32 protein-coding genes are annotated in these 24,825 nt (G+C 60.0%); 20 read left to right on the forward strand and 12 right to left on the reverse strand.

The window, feature by feature from the left end; all coding sequences use genetic code 11:
• Positions 1–80: 80 nt before the first annotated feature.
• Positions 81–617: a DUF4946 domain-containing protein gene (locus PSH59_RS13760; protein WP_305392921.1), complete on the reverse strand. Its 537-nt coding sequence runs from the start codon at positions 615–617 to the stop codon at positions 81–83.
• 198 nt (positions 618–815) lie between these two features.
• On the opposite strand from PSH59_RS13760, the gene gloA reads away from it, so the two are divergent.
• Positions 816–1,337 carry a lactoylglutathione lyase gene (gloA, locus tag PSH59_RS13765; protein WP_017528076.1) on the forward strand — a complete coding sequence of 174 codons (522 nt, stop codon included), beginning with the start codon at positions 816–818 and terminating at the stop codon, positions 1,335–1,337.
• Between the two features lie 50 nt (positions 1,338–1,387).
• Here the strand turns inward: gloA and ahpF are convergent, their stop codons facing one another.
• The 3 genes from ahpF to PSH59_RS13780 form a co-directional block, all read right to left on the reverse strand.
• Complete coding sequence (ahpF, locus tag PSH59_RS13770) at positions 1,388–2,953, reverse strand: alkyl hydroperoxide reductase subunit F (RefSeq protein WP_305392922.1); 1,566 nt, start codon at positions 2,951–2,953, stop codon at positions 1,388–1,390.
• A gap of 127 nt (positions 2,954–3,080) precedes the next feature.
• On the reverse strand, positions 3,081–3,644 hold the full coding sequence (gene ahpC / locus PSH59_RS13775) for an alkyl hydroperoxide reductase subunit C (RefSeq protein ID WP_034119642.1): 564 nt from the start codon (positions 3,642–3,644) through the stop codon (positions 3,081–3,083).
• Between the two features lie 143 nt (positions 3,645–3,787).
• The gene (locus PSH59_RS13780) at positions 3,788–4,720 is read right to left on the reverse strand and encodes a site-specific integrase (protein WP_248081008.1); all 933 of its coding nucleotides are present in this window, start codon (positions 4,718–4,720) and stop codon (positions 3,788–3,790) included.
• A 170-nt stretch (positions 4,721–4,890) separates the two neighbouring features.
• On the opposite strand from PSH59_RS13780, the gene PSH59_RS13785 reads away from it, so the two are divergent.
• Positions 4,891–5,898: a DNA-binding protein gene (locus PSH59_RS13785; protein ID WP_305392923.1), complete on the forward strand. Its 1,008-nt coding sequence runs from the start codon at positions 4,891–4,893 to the stop codon at positions 5,896–5,898.
• Here PSH59_RS13785 and gorA read toward each other — a convergent pair whose 3' ends face one another.
• Positions 5,899–7,257 carry a glutathione-disulfide reductase gene (gorA, locus tag PSH59_RS13790; RefSeq protein WP_305392924.1) on the reverse strand — a complete coding sequence of 453 codons (1,359 nt, stop codon included), beginning with the start codon at positions 7,255–7,257 and terminating at the stop codon, positions 5,899–5,901. It lies immediately after the preceding gene.
• A gap of 99 nt (positions 7,258–7,356) precedes the next feature.
• Positions 7,357–8,196 (reverse strand): UTP--glucose-1-phosphate uridylyltransferase GalU, encoded by an 840-nt coding sequence (gene galU / locus PSH59_RS13795; protein WP_003212579.1) that lies wholly within the window; start codon positions 8,194–8,196, stop codon positions 7,357–7,359.
• A 312-nt stretch (positions 8,197–8,508) separates the two neighbouring features.
• Here galU and PSH59_RS13800 point away from each other — a divergent pair, with 312 nt between their 5' ends.
• Together PSH59_RS13800 and PSH59_RS13805 are read left to right on the forward strand one after the other, a co-directional pair.
• Positions 8,509–8,694, forward strand: coding sequence for a hypothetical protein (locus PSH59_RS13800; protein ID WP_034127495.1), 186 nt, complete (start codon positions 8,509–8,511; stop codon positions 8,692–8,694).
• A 142-nt stretch (positions 8,695–8,836) separates the two neighbouring features.
• Positions 8,837–9,118, forward strand: coding sequence for a hypothetical protein (locus PSH59_RS13805; protein ID WP_248081001.1), 282 nt, complete (start codon positions 8,837–8,839; stop codon positions 9,116–9,118).
• Between the two features lie 7 nt (positions 9,119–9,125).
• Here PSH59_RS13805 and PSH59_RS13810 read toward each other — a convergent pair whose 3' ends face one another.
• Both PSH59_RS13810 and PSH59_RS13815 read right to left on the reverse strand, forming a co-directional pair.
• Entirely contained in the window at positions 9,126–9,356 is a 231-nt protein-coding gene (locus PSH59_RS13810; protein ID WP_248080998.1) for a hypothetical protein, read from the reverse strand.
• Positions 9,357–9,377: 21 nt separating this feature from the next.
• The gene (locus PSH59_RS13815; protein ID WP_248080996.1) at positions 9,378–9,728 is read right to left on the reverse strand and encodes a hypothetical protein; all 351 of its coding nucleotides are present in this window, start codon (positions 9,726–9,728) and stop codon (positions 9,378–9,380) included.
• Between the two features lie 212 nt (positions 9,729–9,940).
• Between PSH59_RS13815 and PSH59_RS13820 the strand changes: the two genes are divergently transcribed.
• From PSH59_RS13820 to PSH59_RS13865, 10 genes are all read left to right on the forward strand, one after another.
• On the forward strand, positions 9,941–10,243 hold the full coding sequence (locus PSH59_RS13820; protein WP_027606593.1) for a DUF1883 domain-containing protein: 303 nt from the start codon (positions 9,941–9,943) through the stop codon (positions 10,241–10,243).
• A 25-nt stretch (positions 10,244–10,268) separates the two neighbouring features.
• Positions 10,269–10,436: a hypothetical protein gene (locus PSH59_RS13825; protein WP_248080993.1), complete on the forward strand. Its 168-nt coding sequence runs from the start codon at positions 10,269–10,271 to the stop codon at positions 10,434–10,436.
• 4 nt (positions 10,437–10,440) lie between these two features.
• A complete protein-coding gene (alkB, locus tag PSH59_RS13830; protein WP_305392925.1) occupies positions 10,441–11,106 on the forward strand; it encodes a DNA oxidative demethylase AlkB in 666 nt (221 codons plus the stop codon).
• 75 nt (positions 11,107–11,181) lie between these two features.
• Positions 11,182–12,228 carry a bifunctional DNA-binding transcriptional regulator/O6-methylguanine-DNA methyltransferase Ada gene (gene ada, locus PSH59_RS13835; protein ID WP_305392926.1) on the forward strand — a complete coding sequence of 349 codons (1,047 nt, stop codon included), beginning with the start codon at positions 11,182–11,184 and terminating at the stop codon, positions 12,226–12,228.
• Between the two features lie 107 nt (positions 12,229–12,335).
• Entirely contained in the window at positions 12,336–13,394 is a 1,059-nt protein-coding gene (locus PSH59_RS13840; RefSeq protein ID WP_248080987.1) for a nitronate monooxygenase family protein, read from the forward strand.
• A 115-nt stretch (positions 13,395–13,509) separates the two neighbouring features.
• Positions 13,510–14,262 (forward strand): molybdate ABC transporter substrate-binding protein, encoded by a 753-nt coding sequence (modA, locus tag PSH59_RS13845; RefSeq protein WP_248080985.1) that lies wholly within the window; start codon positions 13,510–13,512, stop codon positions 14,260–14,262.
• Entirely contained in the window at positions 14,263–14,943 is a 681-nt protein-coding gene (gene modB, locus PSH59_RS13850; RefSeq protein ID WP_248080983.1) for a molybdate ABC transporter permease subunit, read from the forward strand.
• Positions 14,944–14,948: 5 nt separating this feature from the next.
• A complete protein-coding gene (modC, locus tag PSH59_RS13855; RefSeq protein WP_305395299.1) occupies positions 14,949–16,028 on the forward strand; it encodes a molybdenum ABC transporter ATP-binding protein in 1,080 nt (359 codons plus the stop codon).
• A 73-nt stretch (positions 16,029–16,101) separates the two neighbouring features.
• Positions 16,102–17,130, forward strand: coding sequence for a DNA topoisomerase IB (locus tag PSH59_RS13860; RefSeq protein ID WP_248080981.1), 1,029 nt, complete (start codon positions 16,102–16,104; stop codon positions 17,128–17,130).
• A 264-nt stretch (positions 17,131–17,394) separates the two neighbouring features.
• The gene (locus tag PSH59_RS13865) at positions 17,395–18,099 is read left to right on the forward strand and encodes a YoaK family protein (protein ID WP_248080979.1); all 705 of its coding nucleotides are present in this window, start codon (positions 17,395–17,397) and stop codon (positions 18,097–18,099) included.
• A 145-nt stretch (positions 18,100–18,244) separates the two neighbouring features.
• Here the strand turns inward: PSH59_RS13865 and PSH59_RS13870 are convergent, their stop codons facing one another.
• The 4 genes from PSH59_RS13870 to PSH59_RS13885 form a co-directional block, all read right to left on the reverse strand.
• Positions 18,245–18,598, reverse strand: a complete 354-nt coding sequence (locus PSH59_RS13870) for a hypothetical protein (RefSeq protein ID WP_248080977.1) — start codon at positions 18,596–18,598, stop codon at positions 18,245–18,247.
• A gap of 200 nt (positions 18,599–18,798) precedes the next feature.
• A complete protein-coding gene (locus PSH59_RS13875; RefSeq protein WP_305392927.1) occupies positions 18,799–19,110 on the reverse strand; it encodes an AzlD domain-containing protein in 312 nt (103 codons plus the stop codon).
• Positions 19,107–19,802, reverse strand: a complete 696-nt coding sequence (locus tag PSH59_RS13880; RefSeq protein WP_248080971.1) for an AzlC family ABC transporter permease — start codon at positions 19,800–19,802, stop codon at positions 19,107–19,109. The genes PSH59_RS13875 and PSH59_RS13880 overlap by 4 nt, the downstream gene beginning before the upstream one ends.
• Before the next feature lie 71 nt (positions 19,803–19,873).
• Positions 19,874–20,089, reverse strand: coding sequence for a hypothetical protein (locus PSH59_RS13885; RefSeq protein WP_025856028.1), 216 nt, complete (start codon positions 20,087–20,089; stop codon positions 19,874–19,876).
• 177 nt (positions 20,090–20,266) lie between these two features.
• Here PSH59_RS13885 and PSH59_RS13890 point away from each other — a divergent pair, with 177 nt between their 5' ends.
• The 6 genes from PSH59_RS13890 (at position 20,267) to PSH59_RS13915 (ending at position 24,635) form a co-directional block, all read left to right on the forward strand.
• A complete protein-coding gene (locus PSH59_RS13890) occupies positions 20,267–20,623 on the forward strand; it encodes a metalloregulator ArsR/SmtB family transcription factor (RefSeq protein ID WP_248080968.1) in 357 nt (118 codons plus the stop codon).
• 19 nt (positions 20,624–20,642) lie between these two features.
• Positions 20,643–21,926 carry an arsenic transporter gene (locus PSH59_RS13895; RefSeq protein WP_305392928.1) on the forward strand — a complete coding sequence of 428 codons (1,284 nt, stop codon included), beginning with the start codon at positions 20,643–20,645 and terminating at the stop codon, positions 21,924–21,926.
• A 12-nt stretch (positions 21,927–21,938) separates the two neighbouring features.
• Positions 21,939–22,409: an arsenate reductase ArsC gene (locus PSH59_RS13900; protein WP_248080964.1), complete on the forward strand. Its 471-nt coding sequence runs from the start codon at positions 21,939–21,941 to the stop codon at positions 22,407–22,409.
• A 12-nt stretch (positions 22,410–22,421) separates the two neighbouring features.
• Entirely contained in the window at positions 22,422–23,108 is a 687-nt protein-coding gene (arsH, locus tag PSH59_RS13905) for an arsenical resistance protein ArsH (RefSeq protein ID WP_248080962.1), read from the forward strand.
• Positions 23,109–23,158: 50 nt separating this feature from the next.
• Positions 23,159–23,950, forward strand: coding sequence for an AraC family transcriptional regulator (locus PSH59_RS13910; RefSeq protein ID WP_248080960.1), 792 nt, complete (start codon positions 23,159–23,161; stop codon positions 23,948–23,950).
• Between the two features lie 73 nt (positions 23,951–24,023).
• Positions 24,024–24,635, forward strand: coding sequence for a LysE family transporter (locus PSH59_RS13915; protein ID WP_248080958.1), 612 nt, complete (start codon positions 24,024–24,026; stop codon positions 24,633–24,635).
• Positions 24,636–24,825: the final 190 nt, after the last annotated feature.

Here is a 24,825-nt window from a genome sequence, read left to right on the forward strand (position 1 = left end):
GACGGGGCTTTTTGTATTCATCGGTTCGAAAGCGAACTTAAATAACATTTCATTTTTCAGAGCCGACCGGTCACCCCTACTTAAAGTTTGAGGGTTTCGCGCACCGAGCGGACTTCCTCCTTGCTCGCGTCGTAGGCTGCGGCTTGGCCCGCGTATGAAAAAACATACGCCTTATCGATATCCACCGCCCCTACTAATGTTTGCGACAGCACGTGCCGTCCGTTCTCGGTAATCACGCAGGTAGTCTCCAGCGCTTCAAGACGGCTCAATGTAGCTGCGTGCATTTTGGTGCACACGCTTTGATAACCGCCCTGGGCAAAATCTTTCTGGATAGATTTGCGCATTTCAAGCAGAACGCCCTCCAGATTAACTTTATGCCCCACCTCGATGGGCGTGCCGGTTAACTCCATGACCATCACAGTGTTGCCATTTTCATCATTCTTGATCGCCCGCTGTCGCGAGACCGGCTGCGGTTTTGTCGGTGCCTCGCCGTCGGCTGCCACTTCCTCGATTTGCCAGCCGCTGGGCCAATGAACTTCAGGGTCCGCTGCCGCCGCCAAGGAACTGGCCAACAGCAAACATGCAGTACTTAACAGCCGTTTACGAACGTCGCTCATGCGAAAAACACCCAAGGATCAAGTGCCGAAGTTTGAGCCCCACCGCCCGCAACTCGCAAGACCTGCGTTCCCTTTTTCATTTGGCGCAGCAGGCGGGCCTTGCGTATCATGGCGGCGCTGCACGGATGCCGCCCGCAAGCCAAGGGAACGCTCCCCACACCTGGAGCCGCGTTTGCCCCATTTTTTTCTGGAGGGCCCATGAGCCTGCACGAACTGAACACTTTCCCGGGCGTCACCGCCCAACCTGACACCGCCACCTCGAACTTCGTGTTCAACCACACCATGCTGCGGGTCAAGGACATCACCAAGTCGCTGGATTTCTACACCCGCGTACTGGGCTTCTCTCTGGTTGAAAAACGCGACTTCCCCGAAGCCGAGTTCAGCCTGTACTTCCTGGCTCTGGTGGACAAATCCCAGATTCCAGCCGACGCCGCCGCGCGTACCCAATGGATGAAGTCGATCCCGGGCATCCTGGAACTGACCCACAACCACGGCACCGAAAACGATGCCGACTTCGCCTACCACAACGGCAATACCGACCCTCGCGGCTTCGGCCATATCTGCATCTCGGTGCCGGATATCGTCGCCGCATGCGAACGCTTTGAAGCCCTTGGCTGTGATTTTCAGAAGCGCCTGAGCGACGGCCGCATGAAGAGCCTGGCGTTCATCAAGGACCCGGATGCGTACTGGGTTGAGATCATTCAACCCGCACCGCTGTAACGAAAAAACCCCATGATGACTCATGGGGTTTTTCATTTGCAGGGCCTGACTTACGCCGGCGCAGACGTGCGGATCAGATGATCGAACGCGCTCAGGGAGGCCTTGGCGCCCTCACCTACTGCAATCACGATCTGCTTGTACGGCACCGTCGTGACATCACCGGCCGCGAATACACCGGGCAGTGATGTTTCGCCACGGGCATCGACAATAATCTCGCCGCGCGGTGTCAGCTCTACCGTGCCTTTGAGCCAGTCGGTGTTGGGCAGCAAGCCGATCTGCACGAAGATCCCTTCCAGGTCGATCGTCTTGAACTCACCGCTATCGCGGTCCTTGTACGCCAGGCCGGTGACTTTCTGACCGTCACCTTTAACTTCGCTGGTCAGCGCGCTGGTGATGACGTCCACGTTGGGCAGGCTGTGCAGCTTGCGTTGCAATACGGCGTCGGCGCGCAGTTTGCTGTCGAACTCAAGCAGGGTCACGTGGCTGACGATACCGGCCAGGTCGATGGCCGCTTCCACGCCGGAGTTACCGCCACCGATCACCGCCACGCGCTTGCCTTTGAACAACGGGCCGTCGCAGTGCGGGCAGAAGCACACGCCCTTGGCTTTGTATTCCTGCTCACCCGGCACACCCATTTCGCGCCAGCGGGCGCCGGTGGCGAGGATTACGGTCTTGGACTTGAGCATAGCGCCGCTTTCGAAGCGAATTTCGTGCAACTCACCGGGATTTTTTGCCGGTACCAGGCTGCTGGCACGCTGCAGATTCATGATGTCCACGTCGTATTGACGCACATGGGCTTCCAGCGCACTGGCCAGTTTCGGCCCTTCGGTTTCCTGCACCGAGATGAAGTTCTCGATGGACATGGTGTCCAGCACCTGCCCGCCGAAGCGCTCGGCGGCAACGCCGGTGCGGATGCCTTTACGTGCGGCATAGATCGCAGCCGAAGAACCAGCAGGTCCGCCACCCACAACCAGTACATCAAACGCGTCTTTGGCGCTGATTTTCTCGGCGGCCTTTTCAATACCGCTGGTGTCGAGCTTGGCGAGGATTTCTTCCAGGCCCATGCGGCCCTGACCGAAGTTCACACCGTTGAGGTACACGCTCGGTACCGCCATGATCTGGCGCTCATCGACTTCTGCCTGAAACAGTGCACCATCGATCGCGACGTGGCGGATGTTCGGGTTGAGCACCGCCATCAAGTTGAGCGCCTGGACCACGTCCGGGCAGTTCTGGCACGACAGCGAGAAGTATGTCTCGAAGCTGAACTCGCCTTTGAGGGCGCGGATCTGTTCAATCACTTCGACACTGGCCTTCGACGGGTGGCCACCGACTTGCAGCAGGGCCAGCACCAACGAAGTGAATTCATGACCCATCGGGATGCCGGCGAAACGCAGGCTGATGTCGGCACCCGGGCGGTTGATGGAGAACGACGGCTTGCGCGCATCGTCACCGTCGGTTTTCAGGGCAATCAGCGTGGTGAGGCTGACAACGTCCTGCAGAAGAGCGAGCATTTCCTGGGATTTCGCGCCGTCATCGAGGGAGGCGACGATCTCAATCGGCTGGGTGACCCGTTCCAGGTATGACTTCAACTGAGCTTTAAGATTGGCGTCCAACATACGGGCGATTTCCTATTAATTCGGTTTATTGCAGACAAAAAAACGCCCGAGCGAATCTCGCCCGGGCGTTTTGAGGGCGGATGCAGCTTACTTAGGTGCGGAATCCCGCCCTGGGTATTTCACAGACTTAGATCTTGCCGACCAGGTCCAGAGACGGTGCCAGGGTGGCCTCGCCTTCTTTCCACTTGGCTGGGCACACTTCGCCCGGGTGGGCTGCAACGTACTGAGCGGCCTTGATTTTGCGCAACAGCTCGGAAGCGTCGCGGCCTACACCGCCGTCGTTCAGCTCAACGATCTTGATCTGACCTTCAGGGTTGATCACGAAGGTGCCGCGGTCGGCCAGGCCAGCTTCTTCGATCAGCACGTCGAAGTTGCGGGAGATGGTCAGGGTCGGGTCGCCGATCATGGTGTACTGGATCTTGCCGATGGCTGGCGAGGTGTTGTGCCAGGCAGCGTGAGCAAAGTGAGTGTCAGTGGAAACGCTGTAGATTTCGACACCCAGTTTCTGGAACTCGGCGTAGTTGTCAGCCAGGTCTTCCAGTTCTGTCGGGCAAACGAAGGTGAAGTCGGCTGGGTAGAAGAACACGACCGACCATTTGCCTTTCAGGTCAGCGTCGGACACATCTACGAAGCTGCCGTTTTTGAATGCGGTGGCTTTGAACGGTTTTACTTGGCTGTTGATGATAGGCATCGTTGACTCTCCGTCAGGGTTTGTAAGAGGGCGTTAAGTTGATGAAGTGAATGCTACCCACTCTTTCCGGCGATGGCTCATTGGCAAACCTGATGCTCACGATTGGTTTTCCCTATCAGCTGACTGTATTAATAGAAGAAATCTCAAAGCAGTGGCTGGGTAGCCAGGGTCATGCCCAGAAAAGGCGTCGCTTCAACATAGCGCATGGCCGATTTCATGTCGCTCCAGCCGACGTAACTCATCAGCGACTTCAAATCCCAGCCATTGCGATGGGCCCAGGTGGCGAAGCCCCGGCGCAAGGAATGGCTGGTGTATTGCTCAGCGGCGATGCCCGCGCGCTCAAGTGCCTGGCGCAACAGCGGGATCACACTGTTGGGGTGCAAGCCCTCCTCTGCCAGATTGCCCCAGCGGTCAATGCCACGGAACACCGGGCCGCGCACCAGCGCGGCAACGCTGAGCCATTCGCTGTAGGCCTGCACGGGGCAAAGGCGCAACAGCGCCGGGGTGTGATAAGTCTTGCCGAGGTTGTCACGGTCACTTTTGCTGCGCGGCAGGTAGACGCTGATTCCGGCACCCGGCGTGGCCTGCACATGCTCGATGCGTAATCGGCACAATTCATCACTGCGAAAACCGCGCCAGAAGCCGAGCAGGATTAACGCGGTGTCGCGCTTGGCGCGCAGCAGCAGAGGTTGATCCTGTGCCTGGATGGCCGCGCAAGCTTCTGCGTCCAGCGACGCCACCACCTGCTCCAGGTGCTGGAGTTGCAACGGCTCGGCTTGTTTCTCCTGGGCCGGATGCACGGCGCGAATGCCTTTGAGCACCTTGCGCACCACCGGCGCTTTGGTCGGGTCAGGAAAGCCCTGACTGGTATGCCACTGCGCTAATGCCGAGAGCCGCAGCTTCAACGTATTGACCGCCAACACACCAGCATGCGCCACCAGATAGCGCGCGACGCTGTCACTGGTGGCGGGCAGGAACCCACCCCAACTCACTTCAAAATGCTCGATGGCCGCACGATAGCTGCGGCGCGTGTTATCGCGGGTGGCGGCGTTGAGGTAACGATCCAGATCGCTCATGGGAGGCCTATTCGTACTGCTGGCAGGTATACATGCGTTCAGAACGCAGATCACACGAGATAATACGCCAATATCCCGTCTGTTAAACCATGAATTCAAACAGCTTTTTATTCATGTTATAGTACGTATATACATACTACATACCACAGTACTAAATCGACGGAGACCCCATGGCTCGCGGCGGCATAAACAAAGCAGTAGTTCAAACGGCACGCCTGGCGATCCTTGCCCGCGGCGAAAACCCCAGCATCGATGCCGTGCGCATCGAGATGGGCAATACCGGCTCGAAAACCACAATTCATCGTTACTTAAAGGAGTTGGACGACAGCGAAACCCGCCTGACCATCACCGAGGCGCCAATCGACGATGAGCTGGGTGAGCTGGTGGCGCGACTGGCCCAGCGCTTGAAGGAGAAAGCGCAAGAACCGATTGATCTGGCCCTGGCCCAGTTCGAGCAGCAAAAAGCCGCCCTGCTCGCTCAGCTGGCGTCGCTTGAGGAGGCCCACGGTCAGCTCAAGCAACAATTTGATATTCAGGCCGCTGCACTGGCAGAGGAAAGCGCGGCACTGCAAACCGCCAGCACCAGCCTGCAAACCGAACAAACCCGTAACGCGGGGCTCAGCCAGGCGTGCAGTGATTACGAATTACGCATTAACGACAAGGATGAGCAGATTCGCTCGCTGGAAGAGAAGCACCTGCATGCCCGCGAGGCGCTGGAGCACTACCGCAACGCAATCAAGGACCAGCGCGAGCAAGAACAGCGACGCCACGAAGGTCAGTTGCAGCAGATGCAGGCCGAGTTACGCCAGGCCCAACAAAGCGCCATGGTGCGCCAGGACGAGATCACCCAACTGCATCGCGACAATGAGCGGTTGCTGATCGAGCAACGCGTGACCACAAAGGAGTTGGCCGCACTGCAGGGAGAAACCCGCAAAGGCCAGGCCCAGCAACTGAAACTGAGCGAGCAAGTGAATCAGATCGACAGCGAGCGCACCCTGCTTCAGGAACGCCTGCGTGTCGCACTGCTGGAAAGCGAATCACGCCACCAGGCGCTGGCCGAGCAACAACACACCAACAAAACGCTCGAATTGGACCTGGTAAAGGCCCAGGCGAGTATCGAGGCATTGCGCCTGGCAGCCGCCATTGCGACAGCGCCAGAGGCAACACCGCACGCCTGATCAGTCGGCCACAGGCGTGCGCAGGGTGACGAATTCTTCCGCCGCCGTTGGGTGCACGCCGATGGTTTCATCGAAATGCCGCTTGGTCGCCCCCGCCTTGAGCGCGATCGCCAGGCCCTGGATGATTTCACCGGCGTCCGGCCCCACCATGTGGCAGCCCAGCACTTTATCGGTGTCGGCGTCGACCACCAGTTTCATCAGGGTCTTTTCCTGGCAATCGGTCAGCGTCAGCTTCATCGGCCGGAAGCGGCTTTCGAAGATCAGCACGTTATGGCCGTTCTTCTTCGCGTCTTCCTCCGTGAGCCCTACCGTGCCGATATTCGGCAGGCTGAACACGGCCGTCGGGATCATCGCGTAATCCACCGGACGGTATTGCTCAGGCTTGAACAGGCGACGCGCCACGGCCATGCCTTCGGCGAGCGCCACCGGTGTCAGTTGTACCCGGCCGATCACATCACCAATCGCCAGGATCGACGGCTCGCTGGTTTCGTAGTGATCATTGACCTGGATAAACCCGCGCTCGTCCAATTTGACGCCAGTGTTCTCCAACCCAAGGTTATCCAGCATCGGACGGCGCCCCGTGGCGTAGAACACGCAATCGGTTTCCAGTACACGGCCGTCTTTCAAGGTGGCCTTGAGACTGCCGTCAGCGCTCTTGTCAATGCGGGCGATATCGGCGTTGAACTGCAGGTCCAGGCCGCGCTTGGTCAGCTCTTCCTGCAGATGCTTGCGCACCGCACCATCAAAACCACGCAAGAACAGATCACCGCGATACAAGAGCGAGGTCCGGGCGCCCAGGCCTTGGAAAATACCGGCGAATTCCACCGCGATATAACCGCCACCCACCACCAATACGCGCTTGGGCAGCTCTTTAAGGAAGAACGCTTCGTTAGACCCTATAGCGTGCTCATGCCCTGGAATCTCGGGAATCTGTGGCCAGCCACCCACAGCGACCAGGACGTGCCTGGCGGTGAAGCGCTCGCCATTGATCTCCACCTGATGCGCATCCACCAGACGCGCATGCCCCTCATGCAGGGTCACGCCGCTATTGACCAGCAGGTTGCGGTAGATACCGTTGAGGCGATTGATCTCGCGGTCTTTGTTGGCGATCAGCGTGGCCCAATCAAAGTGTGCTTCGCTCAGCGACCAGCCAAAGCCGCTGGCCTGCTCGAAGTCTTCGGCAAAATGTGCGCCATACACCAACAGTTTCTTGGGTACGCACCCCACGTTCACGCAGGTACCGCCCAGGTAGCGGCTTTCTGCCACGGCCACCTTGGCACCAAAGCCCGCCGCGAAGCGCGCCGCGCGAACACCGCCGGAACCGGCACCAATTACATATAGATCAAAATCGTAGGCCATTTCACTCTCCTCGGCAGGCCGTCAGCATACCGACTTACAGGGTGCTGAAAAACGAAAAAGCCACCCGAAGGTGGCTTTTTAGCGGCAGACAGGCGTGAATCAGTAAGCCTTGCCAGTTTTGTAGAAGTGCTCGTAGCAGAAGTTGGTGGCTTCGATGTAGCCTTCAGCACCACCGCAGTCAAAGCGACGGCCCTTGAACTTATAGGCAATCACGCAACCGTCTTTGGCTTGCTTGAGCAGCGCGTCGGTGATCTGGATTTCACCGCCCTTGCCCGGCTCGGTTTCTTCGATCAATTTGAAGATATCCGGCGTCAGGATGTAGCGACCGATGATCGCCAGGTTCGACGGAGCATCTTCAGGCGCTGGTTTTTCAACCATGTCACGAACACGGATCAGGCCATCACCAATGTCGTCGCCGGCAATCACGCCGTACTTGTTGGTCTCTTGAGGATCAACCTCTTGGACGGCAACGATGGTGCAACGGTACTTTTGATACAGCTTGACCATCTGAGTCAGTACGCCGTCGCCTTCCAGGTTCACACACAAGTCATCCGCCAGCACCACGGCGAACGGTTCGTCACCGATAAGCGGGCGACCGGTCAGGATCGCATGGCCGAGGCCTTTCATCTGGGTCTGGCGGGTGTATGAGAACGAGCACTCGTCGAGCAGCTTGCGGATGCCGACCAGGTATTTTTCCTTGTCGGTGCCTTTGATCTGGTTTTCCAGCTCATAGCTGATATCGAAGTGGTCTTCCAGCGCGCGCTTACCGCGGCCGGTGACGATGGAGATTTCGTTCAGACCGGCATCCAGTGCTTCTTCCACGCCGTACTGAATCAGTGGCTTGTTCACCACCGGCAGCATTTCTTTGGGCATGGCCTTGGTCGCTGGCAAGAAGCGAGTGCCGTAACCGGCTGCTGGGAACAAGCATTTCTTGATCATATGGGTCCTTACAAAGGGCTGTGCGTACGGAATTCGGCGCAGTCTAATCAGGCCGCAGCCACCTTACAATGGGGTGGGCTACTGGCGTTGCGATGTCATCATAGAGAAAAAAACTCGACGTAAGTTCCGCTGATCTTACGAGCCGTGTCTTAACGGCACGGTAAAACACGTCGACTTCCCACTGCTGAAACCACCAAGAACCCTTTTAACACGCTTTGCGGCCCGGAACATTGACCTGGAATAACTTGCGCGGCCCCACGACATTTGGCGCTATCATTAGGCCCTTGAACCACACCACGAGATTGTTAATAGATGTCAGAACCAAAAGGCGTGAACGGCTACCTGATCACCAAGCGAGCGGACGGCTGGCACCTGATCAACTTCCACGGGGACAGCGTTGCGGGTGTTTTCGAAAGCGAAAGCATGGCGATTGCCGTCGCCGAAGTGTTTGTGGATGAAGCAGGCCACGCATCGAGCAAGCGGCCGAAGACCAAGTAAGCCTTAAAGCATCACGCAAAAAGCCCCGATTTCAGGGGCTTTTTGGTGTTTGTCTGTACCTACATGGCAGTTCGCTATAATCTTCCGAAAACGCCCCACGACAAGTGTCAGCGCCCTTTCACACCCTTGACGACGACCCTACATGAACAAACTTCTGGCACTGATTGCGGTACTGGCGCTTGCCGGCTGCACCACCACCTCTGATGTCTACCTGAAAAACGGCGAACAAGGCCTGACCATCGACTGCTCGGGCGAGGCCAACTCGTGGGCCAGTTGCTACGAAAAGGCCGACGCTTCCTGCGCGGGTACCGGCTACCGTATCGTCGGCACCGAAGGCACCCCGGCACTCAAGGAAAGCGACAAAACCCTGGGCCAGGACGTAGGCAACTTTAAAAGTCGCAGTGTCGTGGTGGTCTGCAAGTAACCCTGCGTTACAAGTGAATCTCGGCAAACTTGATACCCAGCTCCCGAAGGAGCTCGGTCAACTGGTCAAGGCTGGCAAACGACTCGACTTCATCCTGGTCATCCACCAGGAAATAACTGCGCCCGCCGCTCTTCTTGAAAAAGACAATCCACTCGCCTAGATGAGCAGGGTTCTGGATGACATGGGTGGCCGAGATTTCACCTTCGCCATGACGAGTCTTGACGTGTTCACGCTTCATATCTGGTTTTCCACAGCGGCATCAGCCGGAAATGCATTCTTCCCCGGCCTTCTTCACATCAGCCGGGCGGATCGGCACGTTGGACATGCTCTCGTAGAGTTTGATACTGCTGCCGCTGGAGCGCTCTTCAATTTCAAAAATGGCCGACGGGTCTGCTGAAAATTTCTGCGGCACGATCACACGCACACCGTCCTTATGCGGTTCGATCTGCGGCGGGCGACGAGTAGCTGATAATTTGCGTACCACGCACGCGGCGTATTCCTGGGGTTTTTTCCCGGAAATGACGGCGAGCGTCGGCGGGGTCTGCTTGATATCTGCAACCGAAGCACACCCACCGATCGCCAAGGCCAGCACCAACACACTCCACTTCATACAAAACCTCCGATAAAGATCCTACGACCACGGGGATGGTAATTTTCTCCCGCCCACGTAGGATTTATCCCTGATAACTCGGTAAATAACTGTTTTAAATTGTCGACGTGACTGAAGACGAGTCGATAATAAACGCGCTGGGGCTGATAAACTCCATCTTAACCTACGTATCGTTCTGATTTTTCAGAAAAAGCCCTTCTGGAGACACCCTCATGAAATTTATCCACCAGCGCGAGCACCTCAACGAGGGAGATATTGTCGTCATCGAATGCTCGCAGACTTGTAATATCCGTCTGATGAGCGATGCGAATTTCCGCAGCTTCAAAAATGGCGGTCGCCACACCTACCACGGCGGCGCGTTCGACACATTCCCCGCCAAAATCACCGCGCCGAGCACGGGCTTCTGGAACATCACTCTTGACGTGGTCACGCGCCGCGCGATCAGCGTCACTCGCAAGCCCGCGCTGTCCCACAAGATTCGCATCGTACGTCGCACCAGCACCAAGCTGAGCTGATTTGCATACGCCACAGGACATAGCCGTGACTGCCACTACTAAATACGTGATCAAGTACAAGCTCAACGGCGAACGCCGCTTTGAGTTCGCCCAACTGACGACCCATAGCGTGGAAGAAGCCAAGCAAGCCCTGGCAAAAATCCACGATGCCAGCGATGAAATCACTGACATCACCGTGAGCAAGGCGCTGTAAGACCATGCCCGGCCCCACCGCCGACCTGTTCGCCGATGACGCCCTGCAACAACCTGCAGGACGCGAGCAAATTGGCGAGCAATCCTACGTGCTAAGGGGCTACGCCCTGCGCTGGATTGAAAGGCTTCTACCCGAGTTACGCCGCGGGCTGGCTCAATCGCCGTTTCGGCAAATGGTCACGCCGGGGGGCTTTACCATGTCGGCGGCATTGAGCAGTTGCGGCGCGCTGGGCTGGACCACCGACACCACGGGCTACCGCTACAGCCCGCTCGACCCACGCAATCAGCGCCCCTGGCCCGCCCTTCCCGACGCCTTGCGCGAATTGGCCGTACAGGCGGCCGCTGAAGCAGGGTTTCGCGAGTTCGCCCCGGATGCCTGCCTGATCAATCGCTATGTACCCGGCGCAAAAATGTCTCTGCACCAGGATAAAAACGAACGCGATTACAGCGCGCCGGTGGTATCGGTGTCCCTCGGGTTGCCGGCGATTTTCCTGTTCGGTGGCCATGCGCGCAGTGACAAAGCGAAGAAAATTTCGTTGTTTCACGGCGACGTGGTGATCTGGGGCGGCGTTGATCGCTTGCGCTTTCACGGCGTGATGCCGATCAAGGAAGGCACGCATCCGATCATGGGCGCGCAACGCATCAACCTGACCTTGCGTACCGCCGGCTGATTTGACCGCAAGCTTCGGAGTGCCAGACGACCACGGCACGGCTAACCTGCTGAGGATCCGTCAAGAGTGCCCACCATGACTACCGAACAAGACCCGCGCTGGGCGGCGATCGTCGCCCGCGACCCCAAGGCCGATACGCTGTTCGTCTATGGCGTTAAAACCACCGGCGTGTATGGCCGGCCCAGCAGCGCCTCACGCTTGCCGCGCCCGGAAAACATCGAATTTTTCGACACGCCGGCACAGGCTGAAGCGGCAGGCTATCGCCCCAGCAGGCGCGCCGCCGGCGACCAGACCCAGCGCGCCGCGCAGCATGCCAAATGGGTGGCCGACGCCTGCCGATATATCGAGCAGGCTGACACCCCGCCCCATCTGGGCACCCTGGCCGCCCAGGCAGGCCTGAGTCCGTTTCACTTCCACCGCGTCTTCAAGGCCGTCACTGGCCTGACCCCCAAGGCCTACGCCAGCGCCCACCGCTCACGCAAATTGCGCGATGGGCTCAAAGGCCAACATACGGTGACGGATGCGCTGTATGACGCAGGCTTTAATTCCAATAGCCGCTTTTACGCGTCTGCCAACCACGTGCTCGGCATGAAGCCCAGCGATTACAAAGCCGGCGGTACCCATAACCAGATCCTGTTTGCGGTCGGTGAATGCTCATTGGGGGCAATTCTGGTGGCGCAAAGCACGCGCGGCGTGTGCGCAATTTTGCTGGGCGATGAACCGGACACACTGGTGCGTGACCTGCAGGATCAATTCCCCAAGGCCGAATTGGTGGGCGCCGATCGCCGCTTCGAACAGTTGATCGCACAGGTGGTGGGGTTTATCGAAGCCCCCGCCCTGGGCCTGGACTTACCCCTCGACGTGCGCGGCACCGCGTTCCAGGAACGGGTGTGGCAGGCGTTGCGAGACATTCCCGTGGGCAGCACCGCCAGCTACGCGCGGATTGCCGAGCAGATCGGCGCCCCCACATCGTTTCGCGCAGTGGCCCAGGCCTGCGGCGCCAACCGCCTGGCCGTGGCTATCCCCTGCCACCGCGTGGTACGCAGCGATGGCGATATCTCGGGTTACCGCTGGGGCGTCGAGCGCAAGCGTCAATTGCTCGAGCGTGAACGCGACCGTTAACGCCGCACGAAAAACCTGCGTCGTCCAGTGAATAAAACAGACTGGCCGGGAGCCAGATGCCCTGCTAAAACAGCGAAAAATCCGACGAACGCTGGAGACACACACCCATGAGCACCTGGCCCGACACGCGCATTCTCGACCTGCTCGGTATCGAGGTACCGATCATCCAGGCGCCGATGGCCGTTGGCACCACCACCGCCATGGTCATCGCGGCCAGTCAGGCTGGCGCATTGGGGTCGATGCCGGCCGCCGCGCTGAGCACCGAGCAACTGCGTGAAGCGCTGGCCACCATCCGCCAGGCCTGCACGGGGCCTATCAACGTGAACTTCTTCTGCCACCAACCGCCGCCAGTGGATGAGGCGCGGGATCAGCGCTGGAAGGCATTGCTTGAGCCTTATTACCAGCAACTGGGCGCCGATTTTACCGCGCCAACGCCGGTGACCGACCGCGCACCGTTCAATGACGCCGCCTGCCAGGTGGTCGAAGCGTTTCGTCCAGAGGTGGTCAGTTTCCATTTCGGGCTGCCGGAGCAAAGCTTGCTGGACCGAGTAAAAGCCACAGGCGCCAAAGTGCTTTCATCCGCCACCACGGTAGAGGAGGCGATTTGGCTGGAACAGCACGGCTGTGACGCAATCATTGCCATGGGCAGCGAGGCCGGTGGGCATCGCGGGCTGTTTCTCAGCGACGACCTCAACACGCAGATCGGCCTGTTCGCCCTGTTGCCGCAGGTCGTCGACGCGGTGAAGGTGCCGGTGATTGCGGCCGGCGGGATCGGCGATGCGCGCGGGATTGTCGCGGCATTCGCGCTCGGTGCCTCGGCGGTGCAGATCGGTACTGCGTACCTGTTTACCCCGGAAGCGAATGTCACTGCCGCCCACCATTACGCGTTGCGCCACGCCCAGGCCAGCGAAACCGCGCTGACCAACCTGTTCACCGGCCGCCCGGCCCGTGGCATCGTCAACCGCGTGATGCGCGAATTGGGCCCGATCAACCCGGCGGCCCCGGCGTTTCCGCGCGCCGGCGGTGCGCTGGTGCCGCTTAAAGCAAAGGACGAGGCAGGCTTCAGTAACCTGTGGTCGGGCCAGGCACTGCGCCTGGGCAAAGACATCACCGCTTATGACCTGACGCGCGAGCTGGCCGAGCAAACGCTGGCCAAACTCACCTGATCCAGGCACCCGCGGCCACTTCGCGCTGTACCGGCAATGGCCAACCGCTATATATTCGCCTACATAGCGGTTAGCCTTCTCCCATGACACGCCGAGCACACCAAGGAGCTGCTTCATGATGATTCACGCCTCACGCCTGGCCGTGCTGGTCGCCGCGTTCGCGTTTGGTTCGGCCCATGCCGACGAAGTCCAGGTGGCGGTAGCCGCCAACTTCACCGCGCCGATCCAGGCGATCGCCGCCGATTTCGAAAAAGACACCGGCCATAAACTGATCGCCGCCTACGGCGCGACTGGGCAGTTCTATACCCAGATCAAAAACGGCGCGCCGTTCGAAGTGTTTCTCAGCGCCGATGACACCACCGCGAAAAAACTTGAAAACGAAGGCGATGCCGTCAAAGGCTCGCGCTTCACTTACGCCATCGGCACCCTGGCGCTGTGGTCAGCCAAAGCAGGCTACGTAGACGCCAAGGGCGAAGTGCTGAAGAAGAACGACTTCAAGCACCTGTCCATCGCCAACCCTAAAGCGGCGCCGTATGGCTTGGCCGCGACCCAAGTGCTGGAAAAGGAAGGATTGAGCGAGCAGGTCAAAGACAAACTCGTCGAAGGCCAGAACATCACCCAGGCCTATCAGTTTGTCTCCACCGGCAATGCCGAACTGGGTTTTGTGGCCTTGTCGCAGATCTACAAAGACGGCAAAGTCACCGGCGGTTCGGCATGGATCGTCCCGGCCGCCCTGCATGACCCGATCAAACAGGACGCGGTGATCCTCAACAAAGGCAAAGACAGCACCGCTGCCAAGGCACTGGTCGACTACCTGAAAGGTCCGAAAGCCGCGGCCATCATCAAGTCCTACGGTTACGAGCTCTAAATGCCGCTATCGAGTGCCGATTTTTCCGCCATCTGGCTGACCATCAAACTGGCGTCACTGACGACGGTGATCCTGTTGGTCATCGGCACTCCCATTGCGCTGTGGTTGTCGCGCACGCGCTCAGGCTGGCGTGGGCCCATTGGTGCGATCGTTGCCCTGCCGTTGGTGCTGCCGCCCACGGTGATCGGTTTCTACCTGCTGCTGACCATGGGCCCCAACGGCTTCTTCGGCCAGTTCACCCAGTGGCTGGGCCTGGGCACACTCACTTTCAGCTTCAGCGGGCTGGTGATCGGCTCGGTCATCTATTCCATGCCGTTTGTAGTGCAGCCTTTGCAAAACGCGTTTTCCGCCATTGGCTCGCGCCCGCTGGAAGTTGCCGCCACCTTGCGCGCCAGTCCATGGGACACCTTTTTCAGCGTGATCCTGCCCCTGGCCCGCCCTGGTTTTATCACCGCAGCCATTCTCGGTTTCGCCCACACCGTCGGTGAGTTTGGCGTAGTGCTGATGATCGGCGGCAATATCCCGGACAAGACCCGCGTGGTCTCAGTGCAGATTTACGATCATGTCGAAGCCATGGAATATGCCCAGGCCCATTGGTTGGCGGGGGCCATGGTGGTGTTCGCATTCATCGTGTTGCTGGCGCTGTACTCCAGCCGTAAAACCAACGTGGGCTGGAACTGATGTCGATGATCGATGTGCGCCTGCAACTCCAGTACTCGGGCTTTGCCCTGGATGTGGACCTGCACCTGCCGGGACGCGGTGTAACGGCGCTTTACGGGCACTCCGGCTCCGGCAAAACCACCTGCCTGCGTTGCATTGCCGGCCTGGAGCGCGCGGACAACGGTTTTATCCAAGTTAATGGTGACGTCTGGCAAGACAGCCGCAATGGGCTTTTCGTGCCACCGCATAAGCGGGCGCTGGGCTATGTGTTCCAGGAGGCCAGCCTGTTCCCGCATCTGTGCGTGCGCGCCAACCTGGAATTCGGTCTCAAGCGCATCCCTCGCCAGCAACGTCGGGTGGACATGACCCAGGCCGCCGAATTGCTGGGCATCGCTCATCTGCTCGAGCGCAACCCGCTGCACCTCTCAGGCGGCGAGCGCCAGCGCATCGGCATCGCCCGCGCGTTGCTCACCAGCCCGCGCTTGCTGCTGATGGATGAGCCACTGGCCGCACTCGACAGCCAGCGCAAGGCCGAGATCCTGCCTTACCTGGAGCGCCTGCACGACGAGTTGGACATACCCGTTCTGTATGTCAGCCACGCTCAGGATGAAGTGGCGCGCCTGGCCGATCACATCGTGCTGCTCAATGAAGGCAAGGCCCTGGCCAGCGGACCCATCGGCGAAACCCTGGCACGGCTAGACCTGCCCCTGGCCCGGCGCGACGACGCTGGCGTGGTGATCAACGGCACCGTGAGTGCCTACGATGCGCACTATCAATTGCTCACCCTGCAACTGCCGGGCAGTGTGTTACCGATGCGCGTGGCCCATGCCCCGCTGGCCGTGGGCAAATCGCTGCGGGTCAAGGTGCAGGCGCGCGACGTGAGCCTGAGCCTGCAAGCCGAAGAACACAGCAGCATCCTCAACCGCCTGCCGGTGACCGTGATCGAGCAAATGCCTGCGGACAACAGCGCTCACGTGCTGGTGCGCCTGGAAGCCGATGGCACCTCATTGCTGGCGCGCATCACACGCTACTCGCGCGATCAGTTGCACCTGCACCCAGGGCAGCAGCTGTGGGCACAGATCAAGGCCGTGGCGGTGCTGGCCTAAGTATTTGGCACGAGCGCACAGCGCTGCGGTCAATCAGACATACCGGCCTGATCTGATGCCAAGGAACCCGCCCATGCCCGACTCCACCCTGCCGACCGACCTGCCCCGCGACCTGCATTACGTTGACGACACCCAACCGGGCATTCGCCGCAAGAAAGTGCGCGGCAAATTTCACTACTTCGATGCCAAGGGTGTACGCATCACCGACGATGAAGAGATCAAGCGTCTTAATGCCCTGGCCGTGCCGCCGGCGTACACCGATGTGTGGATCTGCGCCGACCCGCGTGGCCATCTGCAAGCCACCGGCCGTGACGCCCGTGGGCGCAAGCAATACCGCTACCACGCGCGCTGGCGCGAAGTGCGTGACAGCGACAAGTACGCGCGCCTGCAAGCCTTCGGCCAAGCCCTGCCCAAGCTACGTAAACGGTTGGAAGCGCAACTGGCCGCGCCCGGTTTTACCCGTGAAAAGGTCCTGGCCACCGTGGTGATGCTGCTCGATGCCACGTTGATCCGTGTCGGCAATACCCAATATGCCCGCGACAACAAATCCTACGGACTGACCACGCTGCGCAATCGCCATGTGGGCGTCAAGGGCAGCGAAATAAAGTTCCAGTTCCGTGGCAAAAGTGGCGTAGAGCATCAGCTCAGCGTGCGGGATCGACGCCTGGCGACGGTGGTCAAGCGCTGTATGGAGTTGCCGGGGCAAGACCTGTTTCAGTATCTGGACGAAAACGGTGAACGCCACACCGTCAGCTCGCAGGATGTGAACGCCTACCTGCACAGCCTCACCGGCGCAGACTTTACCGCCAAGGACTACCGCACCTGGGCCGGTACGGCGCTGGCATTGGCGGTGTTGCGCGAGCTGGAGTGGCAGCCGGAATCGGATGCCAAGCGACACGTTGTCGCGACGGTCAAGGACGTCGCCAAACAGTTGGGCAACACTCCTGCCGTGTGCCGCAAGTGCTATATCCACCCGGCGGTGCTCGAGCATTTCAGCCTGGGCCAACTGTCCAAATTGCCCAAGCCCAAGGTGCGCAAGGGGCTCAAGGCCGAGGAGGTGGCGTTGGCCATGTTCCTTGAACAGCTCGCCGAGGCGGGTTAGGTTTGTCTCCCTTCACCCTCACGCTGCAACACCTGTACTTTCAGTTCGCCGATAGCGCTCTGTTGCAGGAGGACCTAAACCGCGACTTTACCGGCGATGTTGGTGGTGTCCCATGATGAAGCGTTTGTGCGAGCGATCAGGCCCACCCATGTGCTCAGTTGGAATCCCCTCGGTTGGCAGTTGGACACTGTCTGAGGTCATTGCGCGCGAACTGAAAGCGTCCTACCGTAGTGGCCGGATAATCTCATTGAGGAGCCCGGCCCGATGCTGCCTTCGTCTCACAAGCCGTTTGCCAATGCTGCACTGGCCCACCAACAGCGCTGGCGCGGTCGGGTCGGATTGATCCTGGTGGCCTGCCTGTCGGTGCTGGCGGGCATGACCGATGCTATTGGTTTTATGGCCAGCGGCGACTTTGTATCGTTCATGAGCGGCAACACCACGCGCCTGGCGGTGGCGATCAGCGCGGGCGATCTCGGGCTGACCGGGCGACTGTTGCTGCTGGTCGCCACCTTCGTGGCGGGCAACGCATTGGGGGTGGTGGTGAGTCGCTTCGGTCGACGCCATGCATTGCCGCTGCTGCTGTGCATCGCGGCGTTGTTGTGCGCGGGCGCATTGTGGCCGTTCGGCGATGCACTGCCCGCGCTGCTGGCAGCCATCACGGCGATGGGCATGCTCAATGCAGCAGTAGAAGAGGTCAATGGTTTGCCGGTGGGGCTGACCTACGTCACCGGGGCGCTGTCACGGTTTGGGCGTGGCTTGGGACGCTGGATGCTCGGTGAACGCCGCAACGGCTGGCGCGTGCAGTTGATTCCGTGGGGCGGCATGTTTGTCGGTGCGGTGATCGGCGCACTGCTGGAGCAGCAGATGGGCTTGAAGGCGTTGCTGGTCAGTGGCGTGTTGGCAGGGTTGTTGGGGGTATTGACGCTGAAGATTCCCCGTCGCTGGCATTTGGGGTTCATGCCGCGCTAGAGAAAAAAGATGCTCGCCCGAGGCGTCGGCCTCGACGTCCGTGTGCTGGTAAAGAGCCACCACTTCGGGCGAGCGGTGTGAATAATAAGCGAAACGCCCGGTGGCTGTCCTGCCGGGCGTTTCCGAATATGACTGAGGCAACGGATTACAGACAGGTTGCCAGCGCAGCCAAACGGCGCTTGGCAGGCATGCTGTCTTCAGTCGCGTAGTAGTTGACGGTCGCGCCGGCGCCGGCGCTTTTTACGTCGACAAAGTAGTCCCCGCCCGTGGTGTAAACGGTGAATCCCCCCGCGCCGTTCGGCTCCTTGAAGCCACCCGCGTCGACGCCGAACACACTTTCGTCCTGCCAGCCAAACTGAATGCATTCGGCAACCACCAGGGTCGCCTTGTCCGACGCCAGGGTCTTATAAGGACTGCCTGCGCGCGCTTCGTTCATCTTCGAACCCGCGCAACCGGCCAGTGCTGCCAGTGCCAATGCACCCAATACCATGTTCCGCATGCCATCGCTTCCTTGAAAAAAACGCGACTTTACCATTAGCCGACACCGCCCATGCTGATCAAGCGCTGCGCGAACTCAACGCCGAGCCGTATGAATATAGTTTCACTGTGAAGAGTGAACCCGCCATTTATAGTGGCCTGGCTCATTTTTAGAAGTCTCCCTTCTGCCTGCTCTCCCGCAGGCTTTTTTTCGTCTGCGTGTCAGAACCACCAGCGAAACAGGTAGAACAACGCCATGCTCAGCAGCACGGTGAGCAGTACATTGCGCGTCCAGAACATCAACCCCACGGCGCAGACGCCAGCCAGCAAATAGGGGTTGGCGGGGCTCAGGTTGAGCCGGTGGTCAGCCAGGAAAATAATCGGCCCGCAAATCGCAGTGAGCATGCCCGGCACCGCAAACCCCAGAAACTCCCGCGCGCCACGGTTGAGACGCACCGGCAGACGCGGTTCGATAAACAGGTAACGATTCAGAAATACCACCAGCCCCATGGTCACAATCATCAGGTAAATCATCGCTGCCCTACTCCCAGTCGCTTGCAGGCAAACCCTGCGCTCATGCCCAAGACCCCGGACACCACCACCGCCGATTCCCAGTGCAGGAAGCTCAGCCACACGGAACACAGCAGCGCTACCGCGACGCAAACCACCGTCGGCACATCGCGCACCACGGGAGTGATCAAGGCGATGAAAGTCGCGGCAATGGAAAACTCCAGCCCCAACTGATCGAGGCCCGGAATGCTTTTACCCAGCACGATGCCGGCGAGGGTGAAGAGGTTCCAGGCGATATAGAACGTCAGGCCCACGCCCAGGGCGTACCAGCGATTGAACGTCTCACGGTCGTAGTGGCTGACCAGTGCGAAAAATTCGTCGGTGAGCAGAAAACCCAGGCTCATGCGCCAGCGGGTCTTGAGCGGCGAAACAATCGGGCGCAAATGCATGCCGTACAGCAAATGCTGGGAGGTCAGCAGCAACGTGGTCAGCACGATGGAGATCAGGCTCGCGCCGCTCTTGACCATACCGATGGCAACCAACTGCGCCGCGCCGGCAAACACGATCGCCGATAAACCCTGGGCTTGCAGCGGAGTAAATTGCGCATCGATGGCCATGGAGCCGGCGAGCAGCCCCCAGGGCGCACAGGCCAGGGACAAGGGAATAACGGCGATGGCGCCGCGAGCGAAGGCGTAATGCGGTAAGGAAGCAGGCATGGAGACGGCTCATCGACAGACAGTCGACAAGCATGCCAGCCGGATCAGGGGTGTGTCTTGAATGATCTTGCTCAGGCGAGCCTGACCGACACCTGCTCCACGGAATCGCGCGCTTCGCGCAATTCGTGGGCGTCCTGGTTGAGCCGGTGGATGGTATTGAGCAAGCGCTGACGCAGCACTTCATCGCCGAGTTTTTCCACGGCGCGCATCAGGTCGAACGCCGCGGTTTCGTTATTTTCCGCGACGGAATCCAGGGTCTTGCGCAGGTTGCGAGTGGCACGGGTCACGCGGGTTCTTCCTTCGTCAGCAATGGCAGGCACTTTAGGACATTCGTGTTTCATTTTAATTTCAAGCACTTGTGGTTCATTTGGCGGCGTTTGATCCATGTCAACGCAAAACCGGATTTGACCTACATATATGGTAATACGTATATTCGGCCAACCGCATATACGAAACCGCTCACCATGTCAGCGCCGCTCTCTCCCCCCACCCTGTTCAAATGCCTGGCCGATACCACTCGCGCCCGGTTGACCCTATTAATACTGCGCGAAGGCGAACTTTGCGTGTGCGAACTGATCCATGCTCTGGACGACAGCCAGCCAAAAATCTCGCGCCACCTGGCGCACCTGCGAAGTTGCGGATTATTGCTGGATCGTCGCCAAGGCCAATGGGTCTACTACCGCATCAATCCGGCGCTGCCCCACTGGGTGACCCACGTGCTGGACATCACCCTGCAAGCCAACCAGCCATGGTTGCACACCGACGCCCAGCGTCTGGATGCAATGGGCGACAGACCACAACGGGCCAGCACCTGCTGCTGAGCCATCGGAGCGTTTATTCATGCTTGTCGCGATTGCTATTTTTATCCTCACCATCATCCTGGTCATCTGGCAGCCCAAGGGCCTCGGCGTCGGCTGGAGCGCCACCCTCGGCGCGATCCTGGCCCTGGCCTGCGGCGTCATCAGCCTGGCGGACATCCCGGTGGTGTGGCACATCATCTGGAACGCCACCGGAACCTTTGTCGCCCTGATCATCATCAGCCTGCTGCTCGATGAAGCCGGTTTCTTCGCCTGGACCGCGCTGCATGTGGCGCGCTGGGGCCGTGGTCGCGGCCGACGTTTGTTCGCTTATATGGTGCTGCTCGGGGCGCTGGTTTCAGCGCTGTTTGCCAATGACGGTGCGGCGCTGATCCTCACGCCTATCGTCATGTCGATGTTATTGGCGCTGCGCTTCTCCCCGGCGGCGACCCTGGCGTTCGTGATGGGCGCAGGTTTTATCGCGGACACGGCGAGCCTGCCGCTGGTGGTGTCGAACCTGGTGAATATCGTCTCGGCGGACTATTTCAAGATCGGCTTCAACGAATACGCCGCCGTAATGGTGCCGGTCAACTTCGTCAGCGTCGCGGCCACCCTCGCCGTGCTGTTGTGGTTCTTTCGCCGCGATATCCCGCAGACTTACGACCCGGCGGACCTGGCCGAGCCGGCCAGTGCCATTCACGACCGCGCCACCTTCCGTGCCGGCTGGTGGGTGCTGGGCATCCTGTTGATCGGTTGCTTTGCCCTGGAGCCGTTGGGCATCCCCATCAGCGCTATCTCCGCAGTGTGCGCCGTGCTGTTGCTGGTCATCGCCGCCAAGGGTCATAAGATTTCCACGCGCAAAGTGCTGAAAGAAGCGCCGTGGCAGATCGTGGTGTTTTCGTTGGGGATGTACCTGGTGGTCTATGGCTTGCGCAATGCCGGCCTCACCACTTATCTGGCGACCTGGCTCGATACCTTTGCGACTTACGGCATTTGGGGCGCGGCCATGGGCACCGGCGTGCTGACGGCTCTGCTGTCCTCGGCAATGAACAACCTGCCGACCGTGTTGATCGGTGCGCTGTCCATCGAGTCCAGCCATGCCGTTGGCGTGGTCAAGGACGCGATGATCTACGCCAACGTGATCGGCAGCGACCTGGGCCCCAAAATCACCCCCATCGGCAGCCTGGCCACGTTGCTGTGGCTGCATATCCTCGCGCGCAAAGGCATCACCATCACCTGGGGTTACTACTTCAAGGTGGGGATCGTGCTGACCGTGCCTGTATTGCTGATCACCCTTGCCGCCCTCGCCTTACGTCTGAGTGTCTGACGGAGAATCCCAATGAAAGTCCTGTTCATGTGCACCGCCAACAGTTGCCGCAGTATTTTGTCCGAAGCACTGTTCAACCACTTGGCACCCGAGGGTTTCGAGGCCGTAAGCTCCGGCAGCTTCCCCAAAGGCCAGGTATTGCCGCGCAGCCTCAGCACGCTGCAGGCAGCGGGTATCAGCACCGAGGGCTTGTACAGCAAGGGCAATGACGCCTTTGAAGGCAGCCCGCCGGATATCGTGATCACCGTGTGCGACAAAGCGGCCGGTGAAGCCTGCCCCGTGTATTTCGGGCCCGCGACCAAGGCACATTGGGGGCTGGAAGACCCGTCGGATGTTAACGGCGATGAAGCCCGCGTGAACGCAGCGTTCAACGCCACACTGGAGACCATCGAAACCCGCTGCCGAGCGTTTTTCGCGCTGCCGTTTGCCAGCCTCTCCCCGACCGAGTTGAAGGCTGAACTCGAGCGTATCGCCACACGGTAGCCGGAGAGCACAATGACCACCCTGCCCAACCTCGACACCTCTCTGTGCGCTCCACTGCACAGCGGGCCCACCCACCCGCCGCGCATCCTGCTGTTGTATGGCTCGACACGAGAGCGTTCGTTCAGCCGCCTGTTGGTGGAAGAGGCCGCACGCCTGCTGCGCCACTTTGGCGCCGACACGCGGATTTTCAACCCTGGCGGGCTGCCGTTACCCGATGACGCGCCGAGAGATCACCCCAAGGTTCAGGAGTTGATGGACCTGATGCAATGGTCCGAAGGCCAGGTGTGGTGCTCGCCGGAACGGCACGGCTCAATGTCGGCAGTGTTCAAGGCGCAACTCGACTGGGTCCCGCTGGCCCTGGGCGCGGTGCGCCCGACGCAAGGCAAGACCCTGGCGGTGATGCAAGTCTCCGGCGGCTCGCAATCGTTCAATACCGTCAATCAGCTACGTGTGCTGGGCCGCTGGATGCGCATGTTCACCATCCCCAACCAATCCTCGGTGCCCAAAGCCTTTTTGGAGTTCGATGACCAGGACCGTATGAAACCTTCGGCGCTGTACGACCGCCTGGTGGATGTGATGGAGGAGTTGGTGAAATTCACTGTCCTGCTACGCGAACGCCCGGACCTGGTGGACCGTTACTCCGAGCGCAAGGAAAGCGCCGCTGAGCTGTCACAACGGGTCAATCAACGGTCGATCTGACCCCCGCAGCCAGCGTATGCTCATGCGCATTGTCTTAATGAGCTTGCGCAATGAGCACCCTGCAACACGCCTGGCTGGGTAACTACGAAATCAGCGACACCACATGCACCGGCCTGACCTTTGCCCGTCACAGCCATGACGAATGCGTGATCGGCGTGAACCTGATCGGTGAGGAAAAAGTCTGGCTGGACCGCCGCGAGTTCAGCGCCGGGCCGGGCAGCATCACCCTGTACAACCCCGGCCAGATTCAAGGTGGTGGTGCGGCCGATGGCGCGCCCTGGCACTTCGTCAGCCTCTACGTCACGGCGGATCAATTGGCAGCGGACCTGGGCCTGACGCACTTGGAGTTCGATCGCTCGCTGTGCGTTGAGCCGCTGCTCGCGCAACGCTTGGCGACTGCGGTGCAAGGCGCACTTTGCGCTGACTCGTTGCTTCGTGCACGGCATGAGGAAGCGCTGGTGAGCCTGCTCGGTGACGTGGTTGCCCTCAGCGGCGTGCGCCTGCCCGGCACCGGCGCAACGGGCAAAGGCGCGGTCGGCCGCGCCCAGGAGCTGCTTGCCGCGCATCTGCATCAATCGGTGCCCTTGGACCAGCTCGGCAATGAGTTAGGGCTTTCCAAATTCCATCTGCTACGCGCCTTCCAGAAGGAAACCGGGCTCAGTCCTCGGCAGTGGGCCATGCAATTGCGTACCCGTCGCGCTAAAAGCTTGCTGCGCAACGGCGCGCCGGCCTCCGAGGTCGCTCACGACCTGGGGTTCGCCGACCAGAGCCATCTCAACCGGCATTTTCGCGCCGCCTATGGCATCACACCTGGCCGCTACCAAAGCGTGCTGAAAGGCTGATCTGAGCAATCTGGTTCAAGACAACCCCGCCCCGCCGCCTCACACTGCCCGCCACCTTTGAAGGAACCTGGGCATGCTGAGCATTTTTCTCTACGCGCTGGTATTCGGTTTTGTGTTTTGCCTCTCTCCCGGCGCGGTGCTGGCGGAGACCCTGCGGCGCGGCTTGCTCCACGGTTTTACACCGGCCCTGCTGGTGCAAATCGGCTCGCTGGTGGGCGATGCCGTCTGGGCGGTGATCGGCCTCACCGGCATCGCCCTGCTGATTCAGCATGACACCGTGCGCGTGCCGTTGACGGTGATCTGCGCGCTGTACCTGGCCTGGCTCGGCGTACGCAGCCTGATCGACGCCTGGCAGTTACCAGTAGCCGACAGCGCCACCGCCCGCTCCGGGCAAAACGCACTGGCGGTGGGCGCAGCGATTTCCCTGGCCAACCCAAAGAACATTGTTTATTGGGGCGCCTTGGGCAGCGCCTTGTCCGGCATCGTGGGGGCCACGCCCAGCCATGGGCAGACGCTGATGTTTTTCGCAGGATTTATGCTCGCCTCGGTGTTGTCGTGCTTTCTGATTGCCGCACTGGTGAACCTGTTGCGCAGGACTGCTTCGCCCCTGTGGCAACGCATCAGTTATGCCGCTTGCGGCGCGGTATTGATTTATCTCGCTGTTCTCGCGGCGTGCGGCATTTGAAGTTATATAACCAAGCACTTTCACTACCGGCTGCGTGTCCGGTCCCGAGGCGTGTTATGCCCCTTCAACCCGCCTGCTTTGCCTGATGTACGCACACTTGCCGCCGCCCTGCGCGCCAAGCTGGTCGGCGCGGCGCTCGGCTTTTACCTGAGCACTCGCGCCGCCTGACACTGCTGAAAACAACAACTTC

Source organism: Pseudomonas sp. FP2309, assembly GCF_030687575.1.
GTDB lineage: Bacteria > Pseudomonadota > Gammaproteobacteria > Pseudomonadales > Pseudomonadaceae > Aquipseudomonas.

What these genes read in the sequence shown, in the direction of transcription:
- modA (WP_248080985.1), top strand. Translation starts at nt 13,510, where the DNA reads ATGATGATTCACGCCTCACGCCTGGCCGTGCTGGTCGCCGCGTTCGCG.
- PSH59_RS13840 (WP_248080987.1), top strand. Translation starts at nt 12,336, where the DNA reads ATGAGCACCTGGCCCGACACGCGCATTCTCGACCTGCTCGGTATCGAG.
- modB (WP_248080983.1), top strand. Translation starts at nt 14,263, where the DNA reads ATGCCGCTATCGAGTGCCGATTTTTCCGCCATCTGGCTGACCATCAAA.
- PSH59_RS13805 (WP_248081001.1), top strand. Translation starts at nt 8,837, where the DNA reads ATGAACAAACTTCTGGCACTGATTGCGGTACTGGCGCTTGCCGGCTGC.
- PSH59_RS13865 (WP_248080979.1), top strand. Translation starts at nt 17,395, where the DNA reads ATGCTGCCTTCGTCTCACAAGCCGTTTGCCAATGCTGCACTGGCCCAC.
- PSH59_RS13785 (WP_305392923.1), top strand. Translation starts at nt 4,891, where the DNA reads ATGGCTCGCGGCGGCATAAACAAAGCAGTAGTTCAAACGGCACGCCTG.
- PSH59_RS13780 (WP_248081008.1), bottom strand. Translation starts at nt 4,720, where the DNA reads ATGAGCGATCTGGATCGTTACCTCAACGCCGCCACCCGCGATAACACG.
- PSH59_RS13760 (WP_305392921.1), bottom strand. Translation starts at nt 617, where the DNA reads ATGAGCGACGTTCGTAAACGGCTGTTAAGTACTGCATGTTTGCTGTTG.
- PSH59_RS13820 (WP_027606593.1), top strand. Translation starts at nt 9,941, where the DNA reads ATGAAATTTATCCACCAGCGCGAGCACCTCAACGAGGGAGATATTGTC.
- PSH59_RS13800 (WP_034127495.1), top strand. Translation starts at nt 8,509, where the DNA reads ATGTCAGAACCAAAAGGCGTGAACGGCTACCTGATCACCAAGCGAGCG.
- ahpC (WP_034119642.1), bottom strand. Translation starts at nt 3,644, where the DNA reads ATGCCTATCATCAACAGCCAAGTAAAACCGTTCAAAGCCACCGCATTC.
- ada (WP_305392926.1), top strand. Translation starts at nt 11,182, where the DNA reads ATGACTACCGAACAAGACCCGCGCTGGGCGGCGATCGTCGCCCGCGAC.
- alkB (WP_305392925.1), top strand. Translation starts at nt 10,441, where the DNA reads ATGCCCGGCCCCACCGCCGACCTGTTCGCCGATGACGCCCTGCAACAA.
- PSH59_RS13860 (WP_248080981.1), top strand. Translation starts at nt 16,102, where the DNA reads ATGCCCGACTCCACCCTGCCGACCGACCTGCCCCGCGACCTGCATTAC.
- arsH (WP_248080962.1), top strand. Translation starts at nt 22,422, where the DNA reads ATGACCACCCTGCCCAACCTCGACACCTCTCTGTGCGCTCCACTGCAC.
- PSH59_RS13895 (WP_305392928.1), top strand. Translation starts at nt 20,643, where the DNA reads ATGCTTGTCGCGATTGCTATTTTTATCCTCACCATCATCCTGGTCATC.
- gloA (WP_017528076.1), top strand. Translation starts at nt 816, where the DNA reads ATGAGCCTGCACGAACTGAACACTTTCCCGGGCGTCACCGCCCAACCT.
- PSH59_RS13815 (WP_248080996.1), bottom strand. Translation starts at nt 9,728, where the DNA reads ATGAAGTGGAGTGTGTTGGTGCTGGCCTTGGCGATCGGTGGGTGTGCT.
- PSH59_RS13875 (WP_305392927.1), bottom strand. Translation starts at nt 19,110, where the DNA reads ATGATTTACCTGATGATTGTGACCATGGGGCTGGTGGTATTTCTGAAT.
- modC (WP_305395299.1), top strand. Translation starts at nt 14,949, where the DNA reads ATGATCGATGTGCGCCTGCAACTCCAGTACTCGGGCTTTGCCCTGGAT.
- PSH59_RS13900 (WP_248080964.1), top strand. Translation starts at nt 21,939, where the DNA reads ATGAAAGTCCTGTTCATGTGCACCGCCAACAGTTGCCGCAGTATTTTG.
- PSH59_RS13915 (WP_248080958.1), top strand. Translation starts at nt 24,024, where the DNA reads ATGCTGAGCATTTTTCTCTACGCGCTGGTATTCGGTTTTGTGTTTTGC.
- PSH59_RS13910 (WP_248080960.1), top strand. Translation starts at nt 23,159, where the DNA reads ATGAGCACCCTGCAACACGCCTGGCTGGGTAACTACGAAATCAGCGAC.
- PSH59_RS13880 (WP_248080971.1), bottom strand. Translation starts at nt 19,802, where the DNA reads ATGCCTGCTTCCTTACCGCATTACGCCTTCGCTCGCGGCGCCATCGCC.
- ahpF (WP_305392922.1), bottom strand. Translation starts at nt 2,953, where the DNA reads ATGTTGGACGCCAATCTTAAAGCTCAGTTGAAGTCATACCTGGAACGG.
- galU (WP_003212579.1), bottom strand. Translation starts at nt 8,196, where the DNA reads ATGATCAAGAAATGCTTGTTCCCAGCAGCCGGTTACGGCACTCGCTTC.
- PSH59_RS13870 (WP_248080977.1), bottom strand. Translation starts at nt 18,598, where the DNA reads ATGCGGAACATGGTATTGGGTGCATTGGCACTGGCAGCACTGGCCGGT.
- PSH59_RS13810 (WP_248080998.1), bottom strand. Translation starts at nt 9,356, where the DNA reads ATGAAGCGTGAACACGTCAAGACTCGTCATGGCGAAGGTGAAATCTCG.
- PSH59_RS13890 (WP_248080968.1), top strand. Translation starts at nt 20,267, where the DNA reads ATGTCAGCGCCGCTCTCTCCCCCCACCCTGTTCAAATGCCTGGCCGAT.
- gorA (WP_305392924.1), bottom strand. Translation starts at nt 7,257, where the DNA reads ATGGCCTACGATTTTGATCTATATGTAATTGGTGCCGGTTCCGGCGGT.